Origin of the sequence: Methylophilus sp. 13, assembly GCF_015354335.1 — a bacterium.
GTDB lineage: Bacteria > Pseudomonadota > Gammaproteobacteria > Burkholderiales > Methylophilaceae > Methylophilus > Methylophilus glucosoxydans.
In genome coordinates this window covers 271,340-294,370 of record NZ_JADKYR010000002.1, presented here as the reverse complement: position 1 = coordinate 294,370, position 23,031 = coordinate 271,340, and the positions used below count along the sequence as shown (strand labels likewise).

Here is a 23,031-nt window from a genome sequence, read left to right as displayed (position 1 = left end):
GTGACCAACCCTGTTCATGCAGCCTTCTCCCTTTGAACCATTTAGTACGCCTAACTGGCTAAAGCCCAAGCAACGCGAGCGCGTGTTGCGCATCCCGGCACGCCTGATGTGGGCGATTTTGGTGTCGCTGCTGATACACGCCATCCTGTTCTGGGGCTTTTTACTCGATTTGCTCAAGCCGCTTGAGGAGCCCGCGCAAGCGCCGCTGAATATTGTGCTCGACTTGGGCGTGCCGGCGCCGACCAAACCCAAAGTGGTGTCGCCGCCGCCTGAGATTCCGCCCACTCCGCAACCGCGGCCTGAACCCAAACCGAAGCCACCGCCCAAATCTGAGCTCAAGCTGCCTAAAAAGATTATTCAGTCACAGCGGCCGGATAGCGCCTTTAAATTGCCCGAGCCCAAGCCGCAACCCAGGCCAGAGCCTACGCCAAACTTGCCGCCACCGCCGGTGGAAGACTTTTCAAGTTTTATCAAGCGCAAGCAGACCGACCGTTATGCGGATGAGATCTCGGCCAAACAGGCCAATGATGCTGCTGCAGCGGCCGAGCGTGGTCCTTCCGAGGATGAGCGCCGTACCAAAAACATCATGAACAATCTCAAGTTCGGCACCAACGGCTTGTTCCAGATCCGCCGCATGGATCCCTTGAATGCAACCTTCAGCTTCAAGGGCTGGGTCAATGATTACACCTCGGCCAATACGCAGTACTACGAGGTGGAAGCGCGCAGTGGTGAAGATATCCGCCTGGTGATGGTCAGACGAATGATCAGTATCATCCGTGAGCACTATAACGGTGATTTTGACTGGATATCCAACCGCCTGGGCCGTACTGTCACGCTGTCAGCGCGGCCTGCAGACAGCGCGGGGCTCGAAGACTTTTTGATGAAAGAGTTCTTTGGGCCCAATTATAAAAATCAGGATATTTACGGCCGCTAGCGCCCGGAGCAGCAGATGGCAGACGGCTTTGTTACCTCCACAACGTCGCATCGGCCAGACTGGCAATATCAGCTGGTGTTGTGGTCGGGCATAGCGCTCACCACCTGGGTGGGTGTCTGGCATTTTGCCAGCCTGGGTGTCACGCTGCTCACCTTGCTGTATATGCTATGGGTGTTGTGGGCGGCCTATTTCCTGCACTTTGCCACCGCCATGCTGACGGCGATTGCCGCTGTCCTGCTGATCAATTACTGTTTTATTGAACCGCTGTACACCTTGCGCGTGGCTAGCCTGCAATCGTGGGTGATGCTCATGGTGTTTGCCGTGCTGGCATTGACGGTGAGCCGGGCCATGCAACAGCTCAAGCGGCAAAGGCAACAGGCACAATTGGCCGCACAACAATCCCGTTTTTTTCAATCACTGGCCGAAGTGTTATCCAGCCACTTGAGCGTTGCAGCGTTGTTGCAGGCCGCTTGCCAGCATGTGCAACAGGGATTTGGCTGGCAGCTTTGTGTTGTGCAATTGGCGCCCGACATGCAATTGCAGCGCCTGGCTGGTGAGTCCACGCTGCTTGTTCAGCCTTCCAGTGTGCAATGGGCACTCGATTACCAGCGTGCCATCGGCGCAGGCACTCAGGATTGGCCAGCGCTGGGTCAATGTTTATTACCGTTTGGTTTCCCGCAGCACGAAGTGCTGGTGGTGGCTGTGCCTGTCGGTCACGCGCCTGACCTGCATTTTTTACAACGGCTGGTACAGCAATGTGCTGACGCTACGCTCAAGCTCAGGCAGCAGATTGCCCTGGCAGACGCCGCCCGCGAGACCACTGAGGCCCAGTTCAAAAAATCGCTGCTGACCGCTTTGTCGCATGATATGCGTACGCCACTCACGGCGATTTTGGGCGCGGCCAATGTGCTGGCCGACCAAGAGATTACGCTGGCGCCGGCACAGTCCTCACAGTTATTGCAAAGCATCCAGGCAGAAGCCGGTTATTTAAGCCAGGCCACTGAAAATATCCTGACTCTGGTCAAGCTAGAAGCGGGCGAGCGCGCCTTGCATCGCGAATGGCAATCGTTGCAAGAGGTGATTCAACATGTGATGCACCGCTACTTGCAGCGCACGCCCCCCGTATCACTGGCCTTTGCCGCTGTTGCAGAGGGCGAAGAATGGCTGGTGCATATGGATGCGGTGCTGGTGGCGCATGCGCTCTCTAATCTGGTGGATAACGCCTTGCAATGGCGCAGCACCGAGACGCCCGTGGCATTGCAGCTGGCAAGGGAAGGGGATTGGCTGGTACTATCTGTCATCAACGAAGGTCCCGGCTTTGCACCAGATTTTGAGATTGCCTCGTTTCACTCGTGCCGTCCTGCGGGCAGTGGTAGCCGTGGCTTTGGCCTTGGCCTGAGTATCGTCAATACCATCATGCAGTTGCATCAAGGGCAATTGCAACTGACGCAGCAGTCAGATCAGCCCCCATTAAATGCAGCGCCGTTAGATAAAACGGCAGTTGCCAGGCGCACCTGTGTGCGTATGTTGTTTCCATTTGTGCCCGCCACCAGCTTGAGTGCAGGGGATGCCGGATGAGCCAACCAGTCGATCACTCTACGCACCCACATCTGTTGCTGGTCGAAGATGATCCTGGTGTTTACCAGTTTCTGCTGCCCGCGCTGTCTGCGCATGGCTATCACGTGCAGCATGCACGTGACCTGGCTCAGGCCAGACAGGCCAGCGGCTTTGCCATGGTGATACTTGATCTTGGCTTGCCAGACGGGCAGGGCGAACAACTGATTCCGCATCTGCGCAGTTATTCCGACGTGCCGATACTGGTGCTGTCCGCACGGCAGGATGAGGCAGACAAAGTGCAATGTCTTAATCTGGGCGCAGATGACTATTTGATGAAGCCATTTGGCTTGCAGGAATTGCTGGCCAGATTACAGGCGGCCCTGAGGCGTTCTGCCATGATGCAAATGCGCGACCATGTGTATCAGTACGCCGGTATCAGCGTTAACCGTGCCACCGGAATTGTGACCAAGGCTGGTGCGCCCTTGCACCTGACGCCCATCGAGCACGCCTTGCTCATGCAACTGGCCAGTAAACCTGGCAGCATTTTTACCCATGCTCAATTGCTGCAAGCGGTGTGGGGGCCAGAATATCTCAACGATACGCAATACCTGCGTATTCACATCGGCCGTTTACGCGCCAAGCTCGAAGATCAGCCCGCTGAGCCTAAAGTCGTCTTAACTGAGCTGGGGATCGGCTACCGGCTGGCTTAATCATTGTCGCCATGACCATAGGCGTTGTAAACATTGCATCATGTATATGCGATTGATATACGCCTGATTGCACACTTGCGCCATCAATCAACCATAAGGGGATGTGATGGAAACGTTTTCCACCAAAAAAAGCAGTCTGGCCGCCTTGGCCTTAGGGGCGATCGGTGTCGTCTATGGCGATATCGGAACCAGTCCGCTCTATACCGTACAGGTCATTTTTAGCGAGAGCACCGGTGTGCCGCTCAACCAGCCCAATATCCTTGGCGCGATTTCGTCTATTTTCTGGTTACTCATGTTTGTGGTGACGTTTAAATACGTCCTGCTCGTGCTGCGGGCTCATAACAAAGGCGAGGGCGGCGTCATGGCCTTGCTGTCGCTGGCGGTCTCCAGCTTGCGTCCACAAGACAAGCGTAGCACTGTGCTGTTATTACTCGGCGTCCTCGGGGCGGCGCTGTTTTATGGCGACAGTGTCCTGACGCCGGCCATTTCGGTGCTGTCTGCCGTAGAAGGCCTGCAAGTGGCGTCGCCCACCCTGGCTGCGCAGGTGCTGCCGATCTCAATCGGCATCCTGATCGGCTTGTTCTGGGTTCAGCGCCATGGCACGCATGCCGTCGGGCGTTTTTTTGGCCCGGTGGTCATTAGCTGGTTTCTGGCGCTGGCCTGTATCGGTGTCTGGCAAATTAGCCAGGCGCCAGAAGTATTGCAGGCCATTCATCCGCAGTATGCCTGGCAGTTTCTGCAATCACGCGGGGCTGGTGTGTTTATCGCGATTGGCGCCATCTTGCTGGCCGTGACCGGGGCCGAGGCCTTGTATGCAGACATGGGTCACTTTGGCCGTCCGGCCATTCAGTTGGCCTGGCTGGGCTTGGTATTTCCGTGCCTGATTTTAAATTATCTGGGCCAGGGCGCCTTGCTGCTGCATCATCCTGAAGCCGTCAACAATCCGTTTTACCTGTCGTTTCCCGAGCCCTTGCTGATTCCCGCCGTGATTTTGGCCACTCTGGCCACCATTATTGCCTCGCAAGCAGTGATTTCTGGCGCTTTCTCCATGACACGTCAGGCGATTCAATTAGGGTTTTTGCCTCGTATGCGCATTATTCACACTTCAGCCAGCGAGTCCGGCCAAATCTACATGCCCTCCGTCAACTGGGCGCTGCTGATCGCCGTCATCATTGTCTGTCTGGCTTTCCAAAGCTCATCGGCACTGGCCTCGGCCTATGGCATTGCCGTGACGGGCACCATGCTGATTACCACCATCCTGATGTTTATCGTTATGTGCAAGCGCTGGCAGTTTCCGCTGTGGCTGGCAGGCTTGTTGACGGCCGTATTGGCGAGCGTAGATGGTATTTTGCTCAGTTCTGCCTCCATGAAGTTTATGCAAGGTGGCTGGTTTCCGGTTGCGCTCAGTGTGGTGTTGATTCTGTTCATGACCACCTGGAAAAAAGGCCGTTTTAGCCTGCTCAACGGCATTGCGCAGTCTGACCCCAAACTGCTGCCTTTTATCGAGTCACTGGCACACTGTACGCTACCCCGCGTCCAGCGCACGGCCGTCTACATGGTCTCCAATCTTGAGACTGTGCCACAAGCGCTGTTACACAACCTCAAGCATAACCAGGTGTTGCATCAACATAACCTGTTTGTGAATGTCACGTTTGAGGAGGTGCCGTTTATGAGCGCAGAAGAGCGTGTGAGGGTGACGCGGCTGGCAGAAGGCTTCTGGCAAATCCAGTTACGGTATGGCTTTATGCAACATCCTGATATTCCGCAAGCCTTGCGCTCGGTGGCGCTGGATGGCAAGACGCTGGATCCGTTCACCAATTCTTATTTCTTGAGCCGCGAGATTATTGTGCCGGATGTAGGCGGTGCCATGCCACGCTGGCGTGACCAGTTATTCTCGGTGATGTCGCGCAATGCCAGCAGTGCGGTCGAGTTTTTCAATATCCCGGCCAATAGCGTGATTGAGCTGGGTAGCCGCGTGCAATTGTAGGGTGAGCTCCCTTGATTGCCAGCCAGAACAGGGCATCAAGGGGAAGCCAGCCGTTTATGCCTAAAAAGGCTGCCCATACGCTCCGGGCATCCGTTTCATGACGGGTAGTGGCGCTGATATGCGCCGCTACGCCCGTCTTTTTTGAGTGTTTTGTAGCGTGAACTGATTTTGTTGTCCGGCAGTATTGCCACTGTGATTCAATTTGTAGTGACTGACTTTCTCGTTTAATTGCTCGGCCTGGTCTACCAGTGACATGGCCGCAGCGGCCGCTTCTTCGACCAGGGCGGCATTTTGTTGCGTGACTTCGTCCAATTGCGTCACTGCGGTATTCACCTGTTCGATGCCTATGCTTTGCTCACGCGAAGCAGAAGTGATTTCAGTGATTAAGTCCGAAATTTGACGTATCGCGCCTATCATCTCCTCCATCGTACTACCAGCCTGATTGACGTATTGAGAGCCGCTCGAGACTTTTTCAGAAGAGTCTACAATCAGTTGTTTAATCTCTTTGGCCGCACTGGCTGAGCGTTGGGCGAGGTTACGCACCTCACTGGCGACGACGGCAAAGCCACGGCCTTGCTCCCCCGCACGGGCGGCTTCCACGGCTGCATTCAAGGCCAGAATATTAGTCTGAAAAGCAATGCCATCAATCACTGAAATAATTTCCTCAATCCGTGAGGAGCTCTCGGTAATTTCAGACATGGTGATGACCACCTTGCCAAATACCTCGCCACCGCGTGCAGCAATTTCGCTGGCTTGGGCGCTCATGCTGTTAGCCTGTTTGGCATTTTCAGCATTCTGTTTTACCGTAGAGGCAATCTGTTCCATACTGGCCGCGGTTTCTTCCAGCGAGCTGGCTTGCTCTTCTGTACGTTGAGACAAATCATTATTACCCACAGAAATCTCGCTGGCGGCGGTCTTGATGGTCTCTCCGGCAATTTTGATGGCAGCGAGGATCTCAGCCATGGTGTCGACAATACTGTTGACCCCCAGGCACAATTCCCTGATCTCTCCTTGTTTGTCATCTGTCTTGATGCGCTTGGTCAAGTCACCCGCTTTAGCTAATGCCACCACCTCTCCGGTTTCATCGACCGCCTGTTTCATGGCTTGTGCTTCTAGCATTTTGTCGGTGATGTCAGTCGCGTATTTCACCACCTTCAAGGGTTTGCCTTCCATATCCAATATCGGGTTATAACTCGCTTGTAGCCAGACCTGCTTACCCCCTTTGCCTACACGCAGATATTGGCCGTTATCAGGTTCACCACGTGCCAGTTTTTGCCAGAACTGTTTATATTCGTGACTATTTTTATAAGCTGACTCCACAAACATACTGTGGTGGTTGCCGATGATTTCCTGCGGGCGGTAGCCAGTGACGGCTGCAAAGTTGTCATTGACATGGGTGATCGTGCCTTTTAAATCAAATTCAATCACCCCCATCACTTTGCTAATGGCCGCAATTTGTCCGGCAGAGTCTGCATTTTTAACGATTTCTGCCGTGATGTCGGTGGCGTATTTAATCACCTTCACCGGCTTACCAGCGGCATCCAGAATCGGGTTGTAGTTGGCTTGCAACCAGATCTCTTTGCCGCCTTTGCCCAAGCGCTTGCATTGGCCGCTCATGGCTTCGCCGCGCGCCAGTTTTTCCCAGAACTGTTTATATTCCTGACTATTTTTATAAGCCGGCTCGACAAACATACTGTGGTGATTGCCGATGATTTCCTGCGCGCTGTAACCGGTGACTGCGGCAAAAATGGGGTTTACATGTGTGATATTCCCTTTGAGGTCAAATTCAATCACGCCCATCACCTTGTTGATGGCCGAAATTTGGCCTTCAAACTGCGCATTTTTTCTTTTTTCAGCGGTGATGTCGGTGGCATATTTGACGACTTTGAAGGGTTTGCCTGTCGCATCAAAAATGGGGTTGTAACTGGCTTGTAGCCAAACCTCTCGGCCGCCTTTGCCGATGCGTTTGTATTGCGCGTTATCGGCCTCACCCTTGGCCAGTTTGTCCCAAAACTGTTTATATTCCGCACTGTTTTTATAAGCGGATTCAACAAACATGCTGTGGTGATTGCCGATGATTTCCTGCTTGCTATAGCCAGTGGCTGCGGCAAAGTTGTCATTCACGGCAATGATTCTCCCGTCAAGGTCAAATTCAATCACTCCCATCACCTTGTCGATCGCAGAAATCTGGCCTGCAAAGTCAGCGTTCTTGCGTTTTTCTGCCGAGATATCAGTGGCGTATTTAACAACCTTGAATGGTTTGCCCTGTTTGTCTAGAATCGGGTTATAACTGGCCTGCAGCCAGATTTGTTTGCCGTCTTTGCCCTTGCGCAAATATAGGCCTTGATCTGGCTCGCCGCGCACAAGCTTTTGCCAGAGTGCCTGATATTCCGGGCTTGCCTGATACGCGGCATCCACAAGCAGCCGATGGTGCTGGCCGACCAGCTCCTGCCTGCTATAACCCGTCACCGCCGCAAAGTTGTCGTTGACCGCAAGGATGTTTCCCTCCAGGTCAAATTCAATCACGCCCATGACTTTATCAATCGCGCGCAGTTGTCCTTCTTGATCCAGCTGCCGGAGCAGTGTTTCCTGAGAAGGTTGTTTGCCAAGCTTATTAAAAATATTCCAGTTCACTTTTACACCCTCATTGATATAAATTTATCTTGTAATTATTATCGCGATACCAATAGGATTAGAGACTAATCAGGTGTAAAGGCATGCTGGGATAAGAGACGGGTTAGTGTCTGTATTCAATAGATCAAACAAACACGCTATAGACGCTGATCCGCTGGCAGAAAGAATGCTTGAGATGGACTATCGTCGATGTATGAATCGCAACCAAGCCTGAGTTTAGTCTGATCAGGGGATTAGGCTTAAATGTTACTTTAAAGTATAATTGTTATCGTAGTAACTATATAAACAAATTGGGGATATAAATATGTTTTGGAAACTGACTTGTGCAGGGGTCATGTTTGCAGCTTTAAATGCAAATGCAGCTACGATTACAATCACAAATGGCTACGATGAGCCAGGAGCAGCTTCGGGTAAAACTGAAATCATTGACTTTGCTCCACAGAATACCGCTTTTAATCTTCTGGGCTCACTCGACCTAGACGGTGCCCTTCAGAAAAACGGTAACCAGGACTTTGTGTTTGGGCTTTACAAAAACGATACGCTGATTAAAGGCCTGGCAGATTTTACTGCTGCCAGCGGTGATGTCTATAGATTCAATTTTAGCAACCTGGCCTCAGGTACTTACAGCCTAAGATTCAACATCAATGGCGGTGGTAACTATAGCTTCAATGCGAACTTGACGCCATTTTCCTCAGTAGTCACCCCAGTGCCAGAGCCAGAAAGCATGGCCTTGATGCTCGTGGGTTTGGGCGCGATTGTCGCCCGCCGTTTTAAAAAGGCTTAATCAGCCGCATATAAAAAAGCCCCAGTAATGGGGCTTTTTTATTGGCTCAGGTTTTGTGGCTCCCCGCTGCACGCTTTTCATGCATGAGTTGATACACCTGCTCGATTTCCTTTTGCTCCGCCACATCCAGCACACCATCATGATTGGCATCCATATGCTCAAACATCTTTTTCTGATGCGTCGGGTCGCCTTGCAAATACTCTTGTAACGAAATCACACCATCGGTGTTTTCATCCAGATAGCTCAAACTGTAATTAGGCGGCAGCTTGTTGCAATCCGGTGTTGTCGCATGTTCGTCTGCATGCGTGTTTTGATACAGTGATGGAATCAAAAAAACAATAAAAGTGAAGACAGGAATTTTCATAGTTAGCCACCCCAATAAAGTTGTTAATATGATTAACGCGATAGCTAACAGGTTCCTTTAAGGCTATTATTTTTGCAAGATTTAATAGGTCTCGCAAACAACAAAAAACCCGCCGCAGCGGGTTTTGTAGTTTAGCCTTTTAAAGACTAGCAACGGTGTTCAGTCAAGCAAGTCTGGGTTTAGTGGTCATCCCCATGTCCGGCAATTTTATCCATCCAGGCAAACAACACGCCGGTGATGATAAAGGTCAGGTGAATGCCCACCAGCCACGCCATTTGCTCGGTGCTAAACGTGGCGGTACCAGAGCTTTGGTGCACAAAAGCCTTAAGCAGGTCGATGGCAGAAATCGCTACAATCGAGCCAATCAGTTTGAGTTTCAGGCCGGAGTAATCGACTTTACCCATCCATTCAGGGCGGTCTTCGCTATCAGCCGTATCAATGCGCGACACAAAGTTTTCATAGCCGCTAAAAATCACCATAATCAGCAAGTTACCCACCAAGGTGATATCCACCAGCGCCAATAGCGAGAGCACGGTTTCCTGCTCGGTGAGCGAGCCCAGATGCCCGGCAATATGCATAAACTCCTGGCCAAATTTAACCAGTAAAATGACCAGCCCGCCGACCAGGCCGAGGTACATCGGCGCCATCAGCCAGCGGCTCTTAAAAATCAAACTCTCTAAAATTTTTTCCAAAAACTTCGCCATGAAAACTCCAAACGTAAATAGCGATTAATAAACTCTTTAAATGCCCAGCGGTTTAAAACACAAACGGCTAGAACTGCGTCAACATTTCACGCACAGCCTCTTCATCAATCCCCTTGCCAATAATCACCACGCGGCTAATTGGCTCCTCTTCATCCCAGCCCTCAAGCAAGGTGGGCGGGTAGGGCGTAAAGTGCACCGCGTGAATCGCCAGCGGGGCAGGCGCATCTTCCACATGCAAAATGCCTTTCATGCGCAGCAGCTTTTCACCATGCGTCTGGCACAGCTTTAAAATCACACTTTTAAAATCCGCATAAGCCATCGGCTTGGGTAAATACACGGTAAACGTGCTCACCCCATCATGCGCAGGCGCTTTGGGCAAGGTGCCTTTTTTCGCCGCACTAAACCCACTGGCCGGGGCACGCAACCAACGCTGCGGGCTCGCCTGCTTGCTGGCAAAGTCGAATAAGCCTACATCAATAATCTGCATCGGGTCTATCTCGCCATGCAACACAAATTTCTGCGTCGCATTCGGGTTGATCTCGCTCAGCTTTGCCTGCAAGGCTTCAATCTGTTCCGGCGTCGCGGTGTCACGCTTGGTAATCAGCAACACATCTGCCACGGCAGCTTGTTTGAGTGCTTCTTTCTGCTCTGCAATCTGCTGCAAACCATACGCCGCATCAATCGTCACCACAACAGCATCTAAGCGATACACCGACTCAATTACCGGCTCATTCATCAGGTTAGCCAAAATCGGGCCCGGGTCAGCCATGCCCGTGGTTTCAATCACCAGACGGTTAAATTCCGGCACCGCCTGCAAACTGCGCTTAAAAAACAAATCGCGCATGGTGTCCGCCAGCTCATTTTTGAGTGAGCAGCACAAGCAGCCAGAGCTCAACAACACCGTGTTATCGGCAATATGCTCGCTCTCAATGGTTTGCGAAATCTGGCTATTGGCAAAAATCTGGTCTAAACCTGCTTCGCCGAGCTCGTTAATGATGACTGCGGTGTCTTTCATCGCCGGGTTATGCAGAAGCTTGTTGAGCAAAGTGGTTTTACCGCTGCCCAAAAAACCAGTGAGCAGCGTGACGGGGATACGTTTGTCCATAACAATTCTAATAAAACGAGTGTGGCGGTATTTTAACGCGGATGGTTGTAAGGGATGCTAAGTGTTTCGACTTATATGTTTGTGAGATATTTATTCTGAAAATAAAGTAATAACAAATGCCCCGAACTGCAGGGGCATTATTGAGCATTAGCGGCTTTCTAACAAAATTAGAGGATTTGTAATGCTTTAAACAGGCCTCGGTGCACTACTACACGTTCATTGAAGTTCAGTCTGGCTTCGCGATTTTGGTAACGAAATACATATCGTCCAGTTTTAGGGGTATTGCCAATTACACTGAACAAATATAAAACTTGCAGAACAAACTTAACATTTTTTTCTGTTATGAAGCCATTTTTTAATTGAGACTTATAAGCAGTTTCTATCTCTGAGATTGAGAAGTTCCATTTTCTAAGTTGAGAGATAGCATCAAATATATTCGAAATATCAGGCAATATAGCGAATAGTTCATCAGTAAATTCTTCTCTCAAATAATTCGAAAAAGCTTTATCTACTTTCTTAATAATTTCTGGGGTAATGATTCTTCGCCCGTCTGCTGCTTCTGCACAGTTTTGGAGATAAACTACAAAGTCACGAGGTCGTAATAATGTACTTCTGGAAATAAATTCAAAAGTATCAATTTGATTTCTACCTCTGCTTCCAACACCAATTCTCCTTTTTCCGAAAACTTTATTCCATGCATCATCAAAAGTTAGAATACTTTGACAATTAGGATTGATAGCTCTGGATATTCTAAAAGCAATAACTTTTTTAAGTTTTTCAGTGTCCCAGTTTAAATCTACTCTGAAATCGCCCCATTTATTTTTGTCAGCATCTTGAACGATCTCATATATGTCATCCCGTAAGAAGATTACAGGATAGATTTTAGGGCCGTTATTGTTTGAAAATACCATTCGAACATCTTGCACTGCTTTAAAAAGGCTGGTTATTAAGGATGAGTATTGTTGATATTGCTCATCTTTAACAATATCTCTGTAATCCTCATCAAGCTCATCAAATAAAACAAAATACGTTGCCGAGCCAGCATGTTGCATAATTAAATCTTCTAATAAATCAACATGTTCTATCCAATCTTCTGGAATGTGATCTTTTTTCGTGATTTTTAGTGATAATCCAAAAAGCGATATTCCAAATTCTTTACCAATCCATTTGTTTATTCTGCGACCTAAAGATGTTTCATCATTATAAAGTTGTGATAATTCATTTTTAATATGTGAGTCAACCGCTTCATTTTTAAGCATCAGTCTACAAATAGTGCTGTAAATTAGATACTTCCATAGTGTTATATATTGATTTGGAGCCGTATATTTTAGATTTTTATTTGAATATAACTGATTAAATGGGAAATTCTTAAAGCTTAGTTTCTCTGCAAATATGTCAAATTTATTTTGTCTATTAAAGTATTCTGAGAGCGCTGTTTTTCCGGCTCCTTTTCTACCTATAACAAAATACTTTTCTCCTTTTGCGATCTGATCTACTTCTTTCACATGCCAAAAATATCTATCATTATCTTCAGCCTTTCCTTCTCGCTTCCAAGAAGAAATTTCAGAAATGAGAGCTTGATCGACATTTGATGTATCTAAGTCTTCTATTTCTTCTGATGTAAACGCCGAGTCAATTACAAGTTCTTCATTCATTGGGTTCTCCTTATATAGTCAAAGGTTCGCTATTACATTAAAAGGTATTAATCTAAGTGCTTTGTGTAAAGCTAATAATGCCATTTTATGAATATTAAAATAGAGAGAATATATAAAAATGATCTGTGTGCTTAAGTTTATCATTCTGGCTGCGGCGGTGATAAATATATTCACATCCATAAACGCCAGGCTGACACCAACGGCCATGGTATCTATTCTGGTTGCTACTGCGAGGATGTAGAAGTCGTGTTCGGTTGGTTTTCTTCTTTGGGCTATTCTGGTTGGAAGCCTTTGTAAATCATATGCAGGCCAAAATGAATAAAGAAAGACTTCAATCTCTTGAAGTCTTTCTGTGAGGTTTTTGCCTTCGCAAGCCACAAACTTAAAATTATTTACGCATACTTATGCCCAATCTATTCAGCTCATTCATAGTAATAATCGCAAATGTTAGGTCCGAGATTTCTTGATCAGTAAAATGCGCCTTTAATGCGTTAAAAACATCATCTGGTGTGCCTGAGGTCGTGATGTTGGTCCGCATCTGTCCACGCCAGGGCTGCGCGCTCTTTTTCGGTATATTGGTCACTCACTTGCCAGCCGCCTAGTTGATCAATGCGTGAGTTGCTTTCGCCAGCAGCGCGGAGTGATTTGGGGTGAATCCCTAAGCAATAAGCACAGCAATCAATCTTGGGGTCAGGTCTTGCAAAATAAAATAAGCAGAATCTAAAGGTTCATACACGATTGATTCTATTTAATATTCCATCCCAAGTCTTGTAAAAGGTTCGTTCACTTGTCTAAAAATAAACCCCATGTCAAATAACATGGGGGAGTGCAAAAGTGAATTCCTTTTTAAAAGAGGTTTTTACAATCAAAGGACCTGCAGAGAGTTATGTGAAATGGTTTATAACTTCACGCATAGATCTTCTTTATGAGTCATGCAAATCTTAGAGTATGCAAGCCATGAGGTTAGGTTTGCGACGTTTCTTACTAGCTGATTTTGTTGCTCGTTGTTGGTGTTGATGGAGAATGTTTTGTTAAAGTCCTCATTTCCAGTTAGATTTGACCAAAGCTTTTCATTTCTTATTTTCCTTGCTTTGGAATATTCATCTTGGCTTAAAGTACTTGAATGAACTAACGTCAAATCAGCAAGTTCATTATTTAAATATTCTTTTATAGCAAGCTCTAATTCAGAATTGCCAACTAACTCTTTGATATTTGATAAAGCCTCCACTCTACTCAGAAGACTAGCTGCCAATTGATGTGAGTTTGTTTCAGTTTGATCAAAGATAAACTTTTCGTTTTTATTAACCAAAAATAAAACTTTATATAGGGCAACTATTTTCGTATCGCCTGTCAGAGAGTCCAGTTCTTTAACTGGCGTATTTTCTTTCCATACCATTTGAAGTTTAATATTTTTATCAATAGGTAGTTTATGACCAGTTTCCATGACCTTTCTGAATGAGGCGATGTTCACCTCTTTATTTGAATTATCATTAATTTCAGTTGCTACAGCTTTTCCTGTAATCGCAACGACTATTGCGATAAAAATAAGCAGAGTGATTTTTCGCATGATTGCCTAGAGTTATTGAAGGTTGATGATTTCCATACGTAGATTGGTGTCAGAGTAAAATTAAAACCTTCATCAGCTATCGCTCCTGCCAGTTTTCAATTTTGAGGCCGTGAATACGGCTAAATTCTCGCAGATTATCCGTTACAAGTGTTAGCTTTAAAGTATAGGCTTGTGCAGCAATCAGTAAATCGTTCATGCCGATGGTTTGGCCTGCTGCTTCAAGTTCTGCGCGGATGCGTCCATACTCGGTATCTACTGGGTTCTCTAATGGGATCACCGTGATGGTGGCGAGTAGATTTTCTACTTTTTCTGTAAGTTTGACTGATCCTTTTTTTGCGCAGCCATAACGCAGCTCGGCGGCGACGATAATGCTGGTAAAGATGTCTTTAGCCTCAACTTGCTCAATATGGCGTGCGGCGGCACCTGAAGGATTACGAATCAGATCGCTGATGATATTGGTATCTAGCAAGTAGCCACTCAAAATATGTCCTCCGGCTTGGCGGGCATATCTTCAATATCCGGGAATTGATTTTCTGGCGCGAGTGGTGGCTCCTGACGCCATTGCGCCAATAGTTCGGCAAGGTTGGCGGGACGTGCTACTGGTTCAATAATCAGCTTGTTGCCTTCACGATGAATTAATACACGATCACCTGGTAGCTCAAACTCAACCGGGATGCGCACAGCTTGGCTGCGGTTGTTGCGGAACAGCTTGGCTTCTCGGTGAGGGGCTTTGGATGGACTTGACATGATAGGCACTCCTTTTTGCATATACAAATAGTATATGCCATATTTTGTGAACGTCAATCACTAAGAGAGTCATGGCTTTTGAGCGTAAAACTCTTGCATTTTGCCTGCGGTGCAGGACTGACAAATCAGTGAGCTGCTCAATCCCGAGTTCGGGGGGGGGGCTTGCAACGGTTAGCATGCGTTAGAAATCTCTCTAAATAGTGGATAAATTGTTGGATTTACGTTGTCACACGATCATGCAAACAAAACCATTGCGGCTTAACCCTAAAAAGCTGTTACATTCTAAGTGGACAGCGGTAAAGCCCGTGAATAAAGAAAAACACTTTATGGTGACCAAGCTCATCGTAAGCGATGAGAAGATGGGTGATGAGGAGACGCAAGTGATTAAAACCGTTGAGTTAGAAGCGGTCATGACTGGGCGCGTGCAGGTGATTGACTGGCATGCGTTGCAAGACCGCGCAGTGTGGAAACAGGGGTGGGTGGCGTGAAAAATATTGCGGTGATTGGTGCGGGGATGGCGGGCTTGTCTTGCAGCCAGGCGTTGCAACAGGCCGGTTATCTGGTGACGGTGTTTGAAAAGAGCCGTGGGCCTTCGGGGCGCGTGTCTACGCGATTGGGCGAGGGCTGGCAGTGTGACCATGGCGCACAGTATTTTACGGTGAGCCAGCAGCCGTTTGTGACACAGGTGCAAAAGTGGTTGCAGGCGGGCGTGGTGGCTGAATGGCAAGGGCGCATTTACGAGGCGAATGAGGCCGGTTTACGCGCCAAGCTGTCTGAAAAACAGCGTTATGTTGGCGTGCCGCGCAATACGCGACCAGCGCGGCAGATGGCACAGTCTTTAACCGTAGAGCTGGAGCAGACGGTGCAGCAGATTACCTTTGCCGAGGGGAAATGGCGCGTGCACAGCAAAGAGCACGGCGCGTATCCGCAGGTGTTTGACAAGGTTGTGCTGGCGATTCCGGCACCGCAGGCACAGGCGCTGCTAGGCTTTAATCTGGAGATGCAGGCGCTGGCGGCCAGTGTAAACATGCGTGGCTGCTGGGCCTTGATGGGGCGCTATGCGCATACGCTTGATTTGCCGTTTGATGGCTTGTTTGTGAATGCGGGGCCGCTGAGTTGGGTGGCGAGAGACAGTAGCAAGCCGGGGCGTGTGCCTGAGGGCAGTGCGGTCAAAGAGGTCTGGGTGTTACATGCCAGCGCTGAATGGTCCGAGGCGAATATTGAGCGTGCACCAGAGGAGGTTGCGGTGGCGTTGCTGGCGGCATTCCAGGCCTTGGGTGGTGAAGCGCCCATGGAACACAGTGTGCACCGCTGGCGCTATGCGGATTGTGCCAATTATCTGCACCAGGGCTTTGCCTGGGATGCCGCCCAGCAACTGGGTATGTGTGGCGACTGGCTCAATGGCGGCAAGGTAGAAGGCGCATGGATGAGCGGCTACCAGCTCGCGCAGGCGATGATAAAAACCTGCGAGCCTTGTTATTGATTAAGGATTACTTGTATTCGTTGTCTTGGGGAGTTTTGGCATCACCCATTTGCGGAACATGAGCGGTGTGATCAGCGTTGTCACCACGCCCATCAACACCAGCACCGAGAACAAGTCCTGCCCGATAAAGCCGCGTTCGTAGGCGATACTGGCGATGACCAGCTCCATTACGCCGCGGCCATTGAGGATAAAGCCGATGCCTAGTGCATCGCTTTTGCTGAGGCCGATGAGGCGGCCCCCCAGCCAACCGGCCAGGATTTTAGTCACAATCGACACTACCAGCACCACAGCGACAAACCAGACTGAATCAATGACCTGGATTTTGAATTCCAGCCCGAGATAGGCAAAAAATACCGGGGCCAGAAAGCCACCCGTGATGGAGCTCAATGTGAGCTCTAGTTCTTTGTAGCGCTCGGGTGAAAAGAAGGTGCGGTCTATGAGCAGGGCACCAAAGAAGGCGCCGATGATAAAGTGAAACCCGAGCGCGGCACTGACTGAACCAAATACGAGTACCAATAGGAGCAGCAAGCCGAACAGGGCCTCGTTGCCGATGATGGTGACCAGCTTTTCTGACAGTTGGTCGATAAGAATGCCTCTTTGAATGACCTGCTTGATCAGCACACTAATGCTGACAATCAGCGTCATGAGCAAAATCAGCTTCCAGCTCGCGTTAAACGTGGCAGCGGCCACGGCCTGGTAGGATTTTTGCTCGGGCAGGTTGAGAATCACCCCTAACACCAGCAGCGCGGCGATATCGTTAAAGATCGCCGTGGCGACTGAATAGCGTGCGATGGTGGAGTCCAGCAGTTTGAAGCTTTGCAGAATGCTAACAGTGACCGGTAGCGCTGTAATCGAGACACACAGGCCCAGAAACACCGTACGGCTGACATCCAGACCAAAGCCGACCCCGACCAGAATGCCACCCGTGAGTGGCAGCAAAAAGCCCAGCAGCGCAATGACTGCGCCTTTGCCGCGCATGGAGTCTATGACCTCCTTGAAGTTCATCTCCAGCCCGGCCGACAGCACGATTAAGAACACGGCAAACTCAGAGATGCCAGACAGCGCTGGGCTGGGCGTGATCAGGTTGAGCAGGCTGGGCCCAAGCAACACCCCGGCCAACATTTCGCCAATAATGGCGGGTTGGCTAAAGCGACTGAACACTTGCCCGAGCAGGCGGGCGGTGACGATCAGAATCAGTAGCGATGTCAGTAATGGCATTGGTTTCTCTTATGGTTGGGCAGCGCGCCATAAGGCAAGATCAATGGGGGCGTTGCGCGAGGACTTCTTTTGGTTTGAACCATCAAGATTAAAGTCACGGACGGTGTAGGCTTAGCGTAGCGCGCGTGCAGAATAGAGTGTAACGGATTTAGGCGCGGATGGCATGTATCAGGGCGCGCATTGGCGTTCAGGGTTGCATCTGTGTCAATTCCGTCGCAAAAAAACCAACGGCGCTTTGTCGCGCAGGCTTAGTGCGTAAAGACCTGGACCATTTCTTTGCGATTTTTGCGTGCGCGCTTATCGGCATACATGCGTTTGTCAGCGATGCGCATCAGCGATTCGGTATCTGTGGCTTCGTGGGCAAACACGATGCCTACGCTGGTGCCCGCGCCAACGATGCCTTCTTTTTGCAGGTGCAAGTGCGTGTATTCCAACTGGTGCTGGCACCATTCCACATCATCCTCATGGCAGACGATGGCAAATTCATCCCCCCCCAGGCGGTAAAGCTTGCCATGCGTATCCAGCTTGTTCGTCAGGATGCGGCTAAAACTCTTGAGCAGCTGATCTCCGGCCTCGTGGCCATATTGGTCGTTGACATGCTTGAGGTTGTCGATATCAAGGAACATCAGGCAACCATGCTCGGGAAAATGCAGCATCTGATTCTCTAACGCATGCCGGTTGGGTACGCCAGTCAGGCGGTCTGTCATGGCCAGCGAGCGCGTGGATTCGAGTTCGGCCAGCATGTGTTCTTTTTCTTTGTGCAGACGGTTGATCTGGTATGCCACCAGCAGTGAAAGCGCGACGGCTTCCACGGTCACTGCGATGAGGCCGAGTTGCTCTACGGTCCAGGCGTTTGAGGTGAGGCGATCTGCGGTAATCGTCAAACCACCTAGCACGCCAAAAATGGAAATGGCCAGCAGGTATAACTGGGCCACGCGCTGACCTTGCAAGCTCAAACGGATGCCACACACCAGTCCAAAGACCAGGAAAATGGCCACGCCCAGCCTGTCCATTTCCAGCATCCAGTTGGGGTAGATCATGGCGAACACCATGAGCGCCAGTAGCGTTAGCCTGGCCGCAATCGAAACCTGATAAAGCCGGCTATGGCGAAACGGGCTGATGCCGAGTAAATGACAGACAAAACTGATATAAGCGAGATTGGAAAACAGGATAGGCAGGCTGGTCAGGTAGAACCAGTGCCAGTCAAACAATTGTTTGAACAGGCCGAGCACCGCGCTTTGAAAAATCAGGTTGCCCAGAATAAACAAGGCATACATGCGCTCGGTGACGTGGCCGGGCATGATGCCAATGGCCATGTAATAACTGAAAATCCCCAGCAAAATGCCGAGCAGCAACAGGCTCACGGCAGTGCTGACATTGGTTTGTTGCTGGTGGCTGGCGAGGTCAGTCACAAACACTTCTGGTTGCGCCAGATAATAAGGGGATTGCAGCCAGGTAATGAGCCGGTAGGTCCCCGGCTGCAGTGCTACGAGGCGGCCATGCCTGAGCAGAAGCTGGTCTGTATGTTCGCTACTGAGTCCGCCTGACAGCACATGCATGGTGTGGTGACCATCAGAAATTTCGTGCTGGAACTGGGCCAGGGTAGAGGTGTTTTTAAAGTCAATCACATACTGACCGGCCTGCGTGATCTTGAGCACGCCCTGACACACAAAGCGGCCGCCTTGCAGCGGAATATTACCTACGATTTCGCCCTCGCTGCTCATGCAGGTTGTGCCCGACAATTGCGCGTCTGCCTGGGCTTGCGTGGGCAGCCAGGTCAAGAGCAGCATCAGGGCACAGAGGAGAAAGCGTTGCAAGACTGTTATCCATCAAGAGTAAATCTAACAAGCCAGTTTACCTGAAAAGTTCCTGTCTCTCTTGTGGGGAAATGGATTAAGAAACGCAAAGAATTACTAACGAAGGTGTGGTTGCGGGTGATGTGTTCTAGGCCAAACAGCGCGCTTGTCTGGGGCGCTGTTTGAGTGGAAGGGCGGGGGGTACTAACTCATGTTTCAGGGTTGGGTTGGCATTGCTTTGATCTGGCTGGCGATCTGGTCAGATAATTTGTCCAAGTCTTGCCCCAGTGCGCGGACCAGCGCCGGGTAACCGTTTTCTGTGAGCGGGGTGGTAAATTGAAACGGCTGGATTTTGAGCGGGCGTTGATCTGCTGACAGCCATTGCCATTGGCCGCTCATGATCGCTTCGCCACGCATATGTCCTTGAAACTGATCTATGCGCAATTGCAGGCGGCTGGCTTGCAGTTTGGTGCCGGGCAAGGCATCGGTGACCAGCGTGTCTGGCAGGCGTTGGGCGAGCCGGCTGCGCAGGCCTTGCCGTAGTTCTTCAGACAGCGAGGCGCTCCATAAATGGTCGCGCGTGGGCTGAATGGTAATGTCATCGAGCTGGATCAGAATACGGTCGCTGTCCAGCGCATCGGCCAGCACCAGATTGCCCAGAATAAGGATGCGCGTAGGGGTGGTGGTATTTGGCAGACTGACTTCTGGCAGGCTGTAGCGCTGGGTATTGACCGGCGGGCGGTTGCCCAGACAAGCGGTCAGCGACAGGCTGCAGAGCAGGCAAATTGTCGTACGCAAGAAAGAAAAAGGCATATGCATGAAAACTGTCCTTATGGAGTTGCCGGTGCCAGTGGCAGCGGGTCGTTACCGGGTTTGCGGTCAAACAGGATGGCATTGGGCTGCTCATTCAGCGTACGCACCAGCGGCTGGACTTCGCGCAAGACCTTTTCCAGCCGTTGCAGGGTGCTGCTCAGCTCCTGATAAGCCGGTGACTCGGGCGACAGGCCTTTGATGGTGGTGCGCAGTTCTTGCATGGTCTGGTTCAGGTTGGCCGGCATTTGCTGGAACTCTGGTTGTGCCACAAACTGGTTCACTTGCTGGCTCAGCGCACGAATCTCCCGCAAGGTTTGCTCGGATTGTTGCAGGTTTTTATCGAGGCCGCTTAATACCGGCTCCACATTGAGCTTATTCAGTTTATCCAGCAGATCAGACAGTTTCTCTTCGATCTGTGCCAGGCTGGTCGCGCTCGTGGGCAACACTGGCAAGCCTTCAAAGGTTTTGGCTTTGTAGTTGACTTTGCGTGCGTGCTTGTCCATGTTCAAGTCGACAAACAATGAGCCTGTCAGCAGGTTGCCAGATTTGAGCGTGGCATGCAGACCGTTTTTGAGCATGATGCCGAGGCGGGATTTCCACTCATTGAGGTCTGCCTTGCCACTGTCTGCCAGACGGCCAGGTTCGAGATGAATCAGCACCGGAATCGCATAGTTAAAGTCCTGTTTGCGTGCGGGCGAGTTGAATTTCCACGGCACTTGCATCACCGTGCCTACGCGCAAGCCGCGGAACTCGACCGGCGCGCCACTGGAGAGTCCGCGCACCGTATCATCCACCAGAAGCACATATTCCAGATATTGGTCGTAGGTTTGCTGGCGGGCAGCTTCTTCATTGGCATACAGCTCAAAGGTGGTTTCGGACGGCACCGGTTTACCCATGGGCCGGTTGTCGGCATGGCCAAAGCTAACCCCGCCTGCAATCAGCGACTCCACGGTGGGGATGCTGGCCTTGAAGCCTTCGGAATCCAACTTGAGGTCTATGCCAACGGTGGTCCAGAAGCGCGTGTTTTCAGTGATCAACACGTCGTAGGGCTGCTCGATAAACAACTCATGCTGCATTTTGCGTTGCTTGGGGTCAAAGGTGGCGCTCGCCACCCGGCCCACGCGCAGGCCCTGATAGGTGACCGGGTCACCAATGCGCAAGGCGTTGCCGACGGTGCCGATCAAATTAATATGTACGCCGCCGGCGCCATTCAATGAAATGGGGGGCTGGTCGAGCACGGTAAATTCGTCTGTTTCTTCATGACCCTTGCCCGGTTGCAACTGGATGTAGGCGCCTGAGATCACGGTATTGAGGCCGCTGATGCCCTCAAGGCCGATCCGGGGTTTGACTACCCATAATTGCGTATCTTTGACCAGCAGCGGTTGCGCATCTGGCGCGATGCGGGCGATGACCTGGATGTGCCCAAGGTCTTCGGACAGTTTGACTTGCTCGACCAGACCGATATCGACGCTATGTACCTTGATTTTGGTTTTGCCGGCTTCTATGCCTTCGGCGTTGGACATTGAGAGCGTGATTTGCTTGCCAGCACGCGTATAGTTGTCATAAATGAGCCAGCAGCCTATCAGCAACGCGACAATGGGCACGATCCAGATCGGTGAAACCCTAGCCTGCTTGCCTACCCGGGCCAATAAATTGTCATCAGACGTATCAGTCATGTTGTTTTCCTTGAGTATCCCATAACAGGCGCGGATCAAACGCCATTGCGGCCAGCATGGTGGTAATCACCACGGCGCAAAAGGCCAGCGCGGCGGGGCCGGGCAATACCGACATCAGGTTGCCGGACTGGATCAGTGCCACCATGATGGCGACCACAAACACATCCACCATGGACCAGCGGCCGACAAATTCGGTTAGATGATAGAGCCGGGTTTTTTGCAGGGCATTGAGTGGCCCTGGGTGTTTGACCAGCCACGATAGCAGGATTAACACCAGCATTTTGAGGATGGGCACCAGTACACTGGCGACAAAAATTACGACCGCAATCGGTTGCGAGCCATGCTGCCAGAGCTCCATCATGCCGCCGATAATGGTGGCTGCATGGCTTTGCCCCAGCGCGGTGGTAATCATCATCGGGTAGGCATTGGCCGGGATATATAAAATGATGGCGGTGAGCAACAGCGCCCAGGTGAACTGCAGGCTGTGCGGCTTGCGCGCATGCAAGAGCGTGCCGCAACGGATGCAGCTGGCATGATGGCCTTCGTTATCAGGATAACTAGCCAGGTGGTTGATCAGCCCACAAGTCGGGCAGCCGGTGACATGCTGCTCGGCGGCGGTGATGCCGCAACGGATGTCTTCCGGGGTTTCCGGTTCGCCTGCCAGCCGGTACCACAGCCAGTCTATATCCACCGAGCGTGTCGTCATCAGCAAGAGTAGCGCAAACACGCAATACGCCCAGAACGAGGCGCCCAGATGCACATCCGCCATGCCGGTCAGCTTCACCAGGCTGATCAGCGCGGCGACGATAAAAACATCCGCCATCATCCATGGGTGCAGTTGTGAAAACAGGCGCGCAATCACATCACTGTAGGCTTTGGGTACCGTGCGTAATACATTGGCCTGCATGGCAATCACCCCGGTCAGGTACAAGCCAGGCAGCACAATTGCCGTGCACGCTACAATAAAAGCCACAATGGGTTGATGCGATTGCAACAAGGTGGAGGCTGTTTGTGACAGTGCGATCTGGTTATCCAGCCCGCCGGCATCGACACGGATAAACGGGAACGCCACCGCAATCAACAGCGTGATGAGCGCGCTTGCCGCCAGCGCAATGCTGCGTTGCACCGGATGCAGGTAGCGGCGTGCCAGCACATGACCACAGCGCGGGCAACTGGCGTGCTGACCCGGCCGCAGTACCGGAATGGCACTGACCATGTCACAGGCTGGGCAGGCACGCAAGCGTCGCCATTTTGTCGGTTGCTGGGTCGTCATACAGGGGGTTGCAGGCAGCGGATT

22 protein-coding genes are annotated in these 23,031 nt (G+C 50.8%); 7 read left to right on the top strand and 15 right to left on the bottom strand.

Annotated elements, in window-relative coordinates; genetic code table 11:
* Nucleotides 1–16: 16 nt before the first annotated feature.
* From INP77_RS05580 to INP77_RS05565, 4 genes are all read left to right on the top strand, one after another.
* Nucleotides 17–934, top strand: coding sequence for a hypothetical protein (locus INP77_RS05580; protein ID WP_194747944.1), 918 nt, complete (start codon nucleotides 17–19; stop codon nucleotides 932–934).
* 15 nt (nucleotides 935–949) lie between these two features.
* Complete coding sequence (locus INP77_RS05575) at nucleotides 950–2,512, top strand: DUF4118 domain-containing protein (protein WP_194747942.1); 1,563 nt, start codon at nucleotides 950–952, stop codon at nucleotides 2,510–2,512.
* Nucleotides 2,509–3,201: a winged helix-turn-helix domain-containing protein gene (locus INP77_RS05570; RefSeq protein WP_194747940.1), complete on the top strand. Its 693-nt coding sequence runs from the start codon at nucleotides 2,509–2,511 to the stop codon at nucleotides 3,199–3,201. The genes INP77_RS05575 and INP77_RS05570 overlap by 4 nt, the downstream gene beginning before the upstream one ends.
* A gap of 106 nt (nucleotides 3,202–3,307) precedes the next feature.
* Nucleotides 3,308–5,188, top strand: coding sequence for a potassium transporter Kup (locus INP77_RS05565; RefSeq protein ID WP_194747939.1), 1,881 nt, complete (start codon nucleotides 3,308–3,310; stop codon nucleotides 5,186–5,188).
* Nucleotides 5,189–5,314: 126 nt separating this feature from the next.
* On the opposite strand, the gene INP77_RS05560 is transcribed toward INP77_RS05565, so the two are convergent.
* Nucleotides 5,315–7,822: a methyl-accepting chemotaxis protein gene (locus INP77_RS05560; RefSeq protein WP_194747937.1), complete on the bottom strand. Its 2,508-nt coding sequence runs from the start codon at nucleotides 7,820–7,822 to the stop codon at nucleotides 5,315–5,317.
* Between the two features lie 304 nt (nucleotides 7,823–8,126).
* Here INP77_RS05560 and INP77_RS05555 point away from each other — a divergent pair, with 304 nt between their 5' ends.
* Nucleotides 8,127–8,606, top strand: a complete 480-nt coding sequence (locus INP77_RS05555; protein WP_228518747.1) for a PEP-CTERM sorting domain-containing protein — start codon at nucleotides 8,127–8,129, stop codon at nucleotides 8,604–8,606.
* Between the two features lie 46 nt (nucleotides 8,607–8,652).
* On the opposite strand, the gene INP77_RS05550 is transcribed toward INP77_RS05555, so the two are convergent.
* From INP77_RS05550 to INP77_RS05510, 9 genes are all read right to left on the bottom strand, one after another.
* On the bottom strand, nucleotides 8,653–8,970 hold the full coding sequence (locus INP77_RS05550; RefSeq protein WP_194747935.1) for a hypothetical protein: 318 nt from the start codon (nucleotides 8,968–8,970) through the stop codon (nucleotides 8,653–8,655).
* 179 nt (nucleotides 8,971–9,149) lie between these two features.
* On the bottom strand, nucleotides 9,150–9,674 hold the full coding sequence (locus INP77_RS05545) for a TIGR00645 family protein (protein WP_194747933.1): 525 nt from the start codon (nucleotides 9,672–9,674) through the stop codon (nucleotides 9,150–9,152).
* 67 nt (nucleotides 9,675–9,741) lie between these two features.
* Nucleotides 9,742–10,779 (bottom strand): GTP-binding protein, encoded by a 1,038-nt coding sequence (locus INP77_RS05540; protein ID WP_194747932.1) that lies wholly within the window; start codon nucleotides 10,777–10,779, stop codon nucleotides 9,742–9,744.
* Between the two features lie 167 nt (nucleotides 10,780–10,946).
* Complete coding sequence (locus tag INP77_RS05535; RefSeq protein WP_228518746.1) at nucleotides 10,947–12,434, bottom strand: hypothetical protein; 1,488 nt, start codon at nucleotides 12,432–12,434, stop codon at nucleotides 10,947–10,949.
* Between the two features lie 18 nt (nucleotides 12,435–12,452).
* Entirely contained in the window at nucleotides 12,453–12,812 is a 360-nt protein-coding gene (locus tag INP77_RS15075) for a manganese efflux pump (protein ID WP_194747930.1), read from the bottom strand.
* A 122-nt stretch (nucleotides 12,813–12,934) separates the two neighbouring features.
* The gene (locus INP77_RS15070) at nucleotides 12,935–13,117 is read right to left on the bottom strand and encodes a carboxymuconolactone decarboxylase family protein (RefSeq protein ID WP_194748450.1); all 183 of its coding nucleotides are present in this window, start codon (nucleotides 13,115–13,117) and stop codon (nucleotides 12,935–12,937) included.
* Between the two features lie 215 nt (nucleotides 13,118–13,332).
* The gene (locus tag INP77_RS05520; protein ID WP_194747928.1) at nucleotides 13,333–14,001 is read right to left on the bottom strand and encodes a hypothetical protein; all 669 of its coding nucleotides are present in this window, start codon (nucleotides 13,999–14,001) and stop codon (nucleotides 13,333–13,335) included.
* 76 nt (nucleotides 14,002–14,077) lie between these two features.
* A complete protein-coding gene (locus INP77_RS05515; RefSeq protein WP_194747926.1) occupies nucleotides 14,078–14,482 on the bottom strand; it encodes a type II toxin-antitoxin system VapC family toxin in 405 nt (134 codons plus the stop codon).
* Entirely contained in the window at nucleotides 14,479–14,748 is a 270-nt protein-coding gene (locus tag INP77_RS05510) for an antitoxin (protein ID WP_228518745.1), read from the bottom strand. The genes INP77_RS05515 and INP77_RS05510 overlap by 4 nt, the downstream gene beginning before the upstream one ends.
* 305 nt (nucleotides 14,749–15,053) lie before the next feature.
* Between INP77_RS05510 and INP77_RS14975 the strand changes: the two genes are divergently transcribed.
* Complete coding sequence (locus INP77_RS14975; protein WP_368667914.1) at nucleotides 15,054–15,236, top strand: TIGR02450 family Trp-rich protein; 183 nt, start codon at nucleotides 15,054–15,056, stop codon at nucleotides 15,234–15,236.
* Complete coding sequence (locus INP77_RS05500) at nucleotides 15,233–16,231, top strand: NAD(P)/FAD-dependent oxidoreductase (protein WP_368667913.1); 999 nt, start codon at nucleotides 15,233–15,235, stop codon at nucleotides 16,229–16,231. The genes INP77_RS14975 and INP77_RS05500 overlap by 4 nt, the downstream gene beginning before the upstream one ends.
* Here the strand turns inward: INP77_RS05500 and INP77_RS05495 are convergent, their stop codons facing one another.
* The 5 genes from INP77_RS05495 to INP77_RS05475 all read right to left on the bottom strand — a co-directional run bounded on the left by INP77_RS05495 (nucleotide 16,232) and on the right by INP77_RS05475 (nucleotide 23,007).
* Complete coding sequence (locus INP77_RS05495; protein WP_194747922.1) at nucleotides 16,232–17,449, bottom strand: cation:proton antiporter; 1,218 nt, start codon at nucleotides 17,447–17,449, stop codon at nucleotides 16,232–16,234.
* A 248-nt stretch (nucleotides 17,450–17,697) separates the two neighbouring features.
* Entirely contained in the window at nucleotides 17,698–19,266 is a 1,569-nt protein-coding gene (locus INP77_RS05490; protein ID WP_228518744.1) for a diguanylate cyclase, read from the bottom strand.
* 195 nt (nucleotides 19,267–19,461) lie between these two features.
* A complete protein-coding gene (locus INP77_RS05485) occupies nucleotides 19,462–20,064 on the bottom strand; it encodes a membrane integrity-associated transporter subunit PqiC (RefSeq protein ID WP_228518743.1) in 603 nt (200 codons plus the stop codon).
* 11 nt (nucleotides 20,065–20,075) lie between these two features.
* Nucleotides 20,076–21,734, bottom strand: coding sequence for an intermembrane transport protein PqiB (gene pqiB, locus INP77_RS05480; RefSeq protein WP_194747920.1), 1,659 nt, complete (start codon nucleotides 21,732–21,734; stop codon nucleotides 20,076–20,078).
* On the bottom strand, nucleotides 21,727–23,007 hold the full coding sequence (locus INP77_RS05475; protein ID WP_194747918.1) for a PqiA/YebS family transporter subunit: 1,281 nt from the start codon (nucleotides 23,005–23,007) through the stop codon (nucleotides 21,727–21,729). The genes pqiB and INP77_RS05475 overlap by 8 nt, the downstream gene beginning before the upstream one ends.
* Nucleotides 23,008–23,031 lie beyond the last annotated feature (24 nt).

Coding starts and splice junctions, on each gene's coding strand:
- INP77_RS05580 (WP_194747944.1), top strand. CDS start 17: ATGCAGCCTTCTCCCTTTGAACCATTTAGTACGCCTAACTGGCTAAAG.
- INP77_RS05575 (WP_194747942.1), top strand. CDS start 950: ATGGCAGACGGCTTTGTTACCTCCACAACGTCGCATCGGCCAGACTGG.
- INP77_RS05570 (WP_194747940.1), top strand. CDS start 2,509: ATGAGCCAACCAGTCGATCACTCTACGCACCCACATCTGTTGCTGGTC.
- INP77_RS05565 (WP_194747939.1), top strand. CDS start 3,308: ATGGAAACGTTTTCCACCAAAAAAAGCAGTCTGGCCGCCTTGGCCTTA.
- INP77_RS05555 (WP_228518747.1), top strand. CDS start 8,127: ATGTTTTGGAAACTGACTTGTGCAGGGGTCATGTTTGCAGCTTTAAAT.
- INP77_RS05550 (WP_194747935.1), bottom strand. CDS start 8,970: ATGAAAATTCCTGTCTTCACTTTTATTGTTTTTTTGATTCCATCACTG.
- INP77_RS05545 (WP_194747933.1), bottom strand. CDS start 9,674: ATGGCGAAGTTTTTGGAAAAAATTTTAGAGAGTTTGATTTTTAAGAGC.
- INP77_RS05540 (WP_194747932.1), bottom strand. CDS start 10,779: ATGGACAAACGTATCCCCGTCACGCTGCTCACTGGTTTTTTGGGCAGC.
- INP77_RS05535 (WP_228518746.1), bottom strand. CDS start 12,434: ATGAATGAAGAACTTGTAATTGACTCGGCGTTTACATCAGAAGAAATA.
- INP77_RS05520 (WP_194747928.1), bottom strand. CDS start 14,001: ATGCGAAAAATCACTCTGCTTATTTTTATCGCAATAGTCGTTGCGATT.
- INP77_RS05510 (WP_228518745.1), bottom strand. CDS start 14,748: ATGTCAAGTCCATCCAAAGCCCCTCACCGAGAAGCCAAGCTGTTCCGC.
- INP77_RS05495 (WP_194747922.1), bottom strand. CDS start 17,449: ATGCCATTACTGACATCGCTACTGATTCTGATCGTCACCGCCCGCCTG.
- INP77_RS05485 (WP_228518743.1), bottom strand. CDS start 20,064: ATGCATATGCCTTTTTCTTTCTTGCGTACGACAATTTGCCTGCTCTGC.
- pqiB (WP_194747920.1), bottom strand. CDS start 21,734: ATGACTGATACGTCTGATGACAATTTATTGGCCCGGGTAGGCAAGCAG.
- INP77_RS05475 (WP_194747918.1), bottom strand. CDS start 23,007: ATGACGACCCAGCAACCGACAAAATGGCGACGCTTGCGTGCCTGCCCA.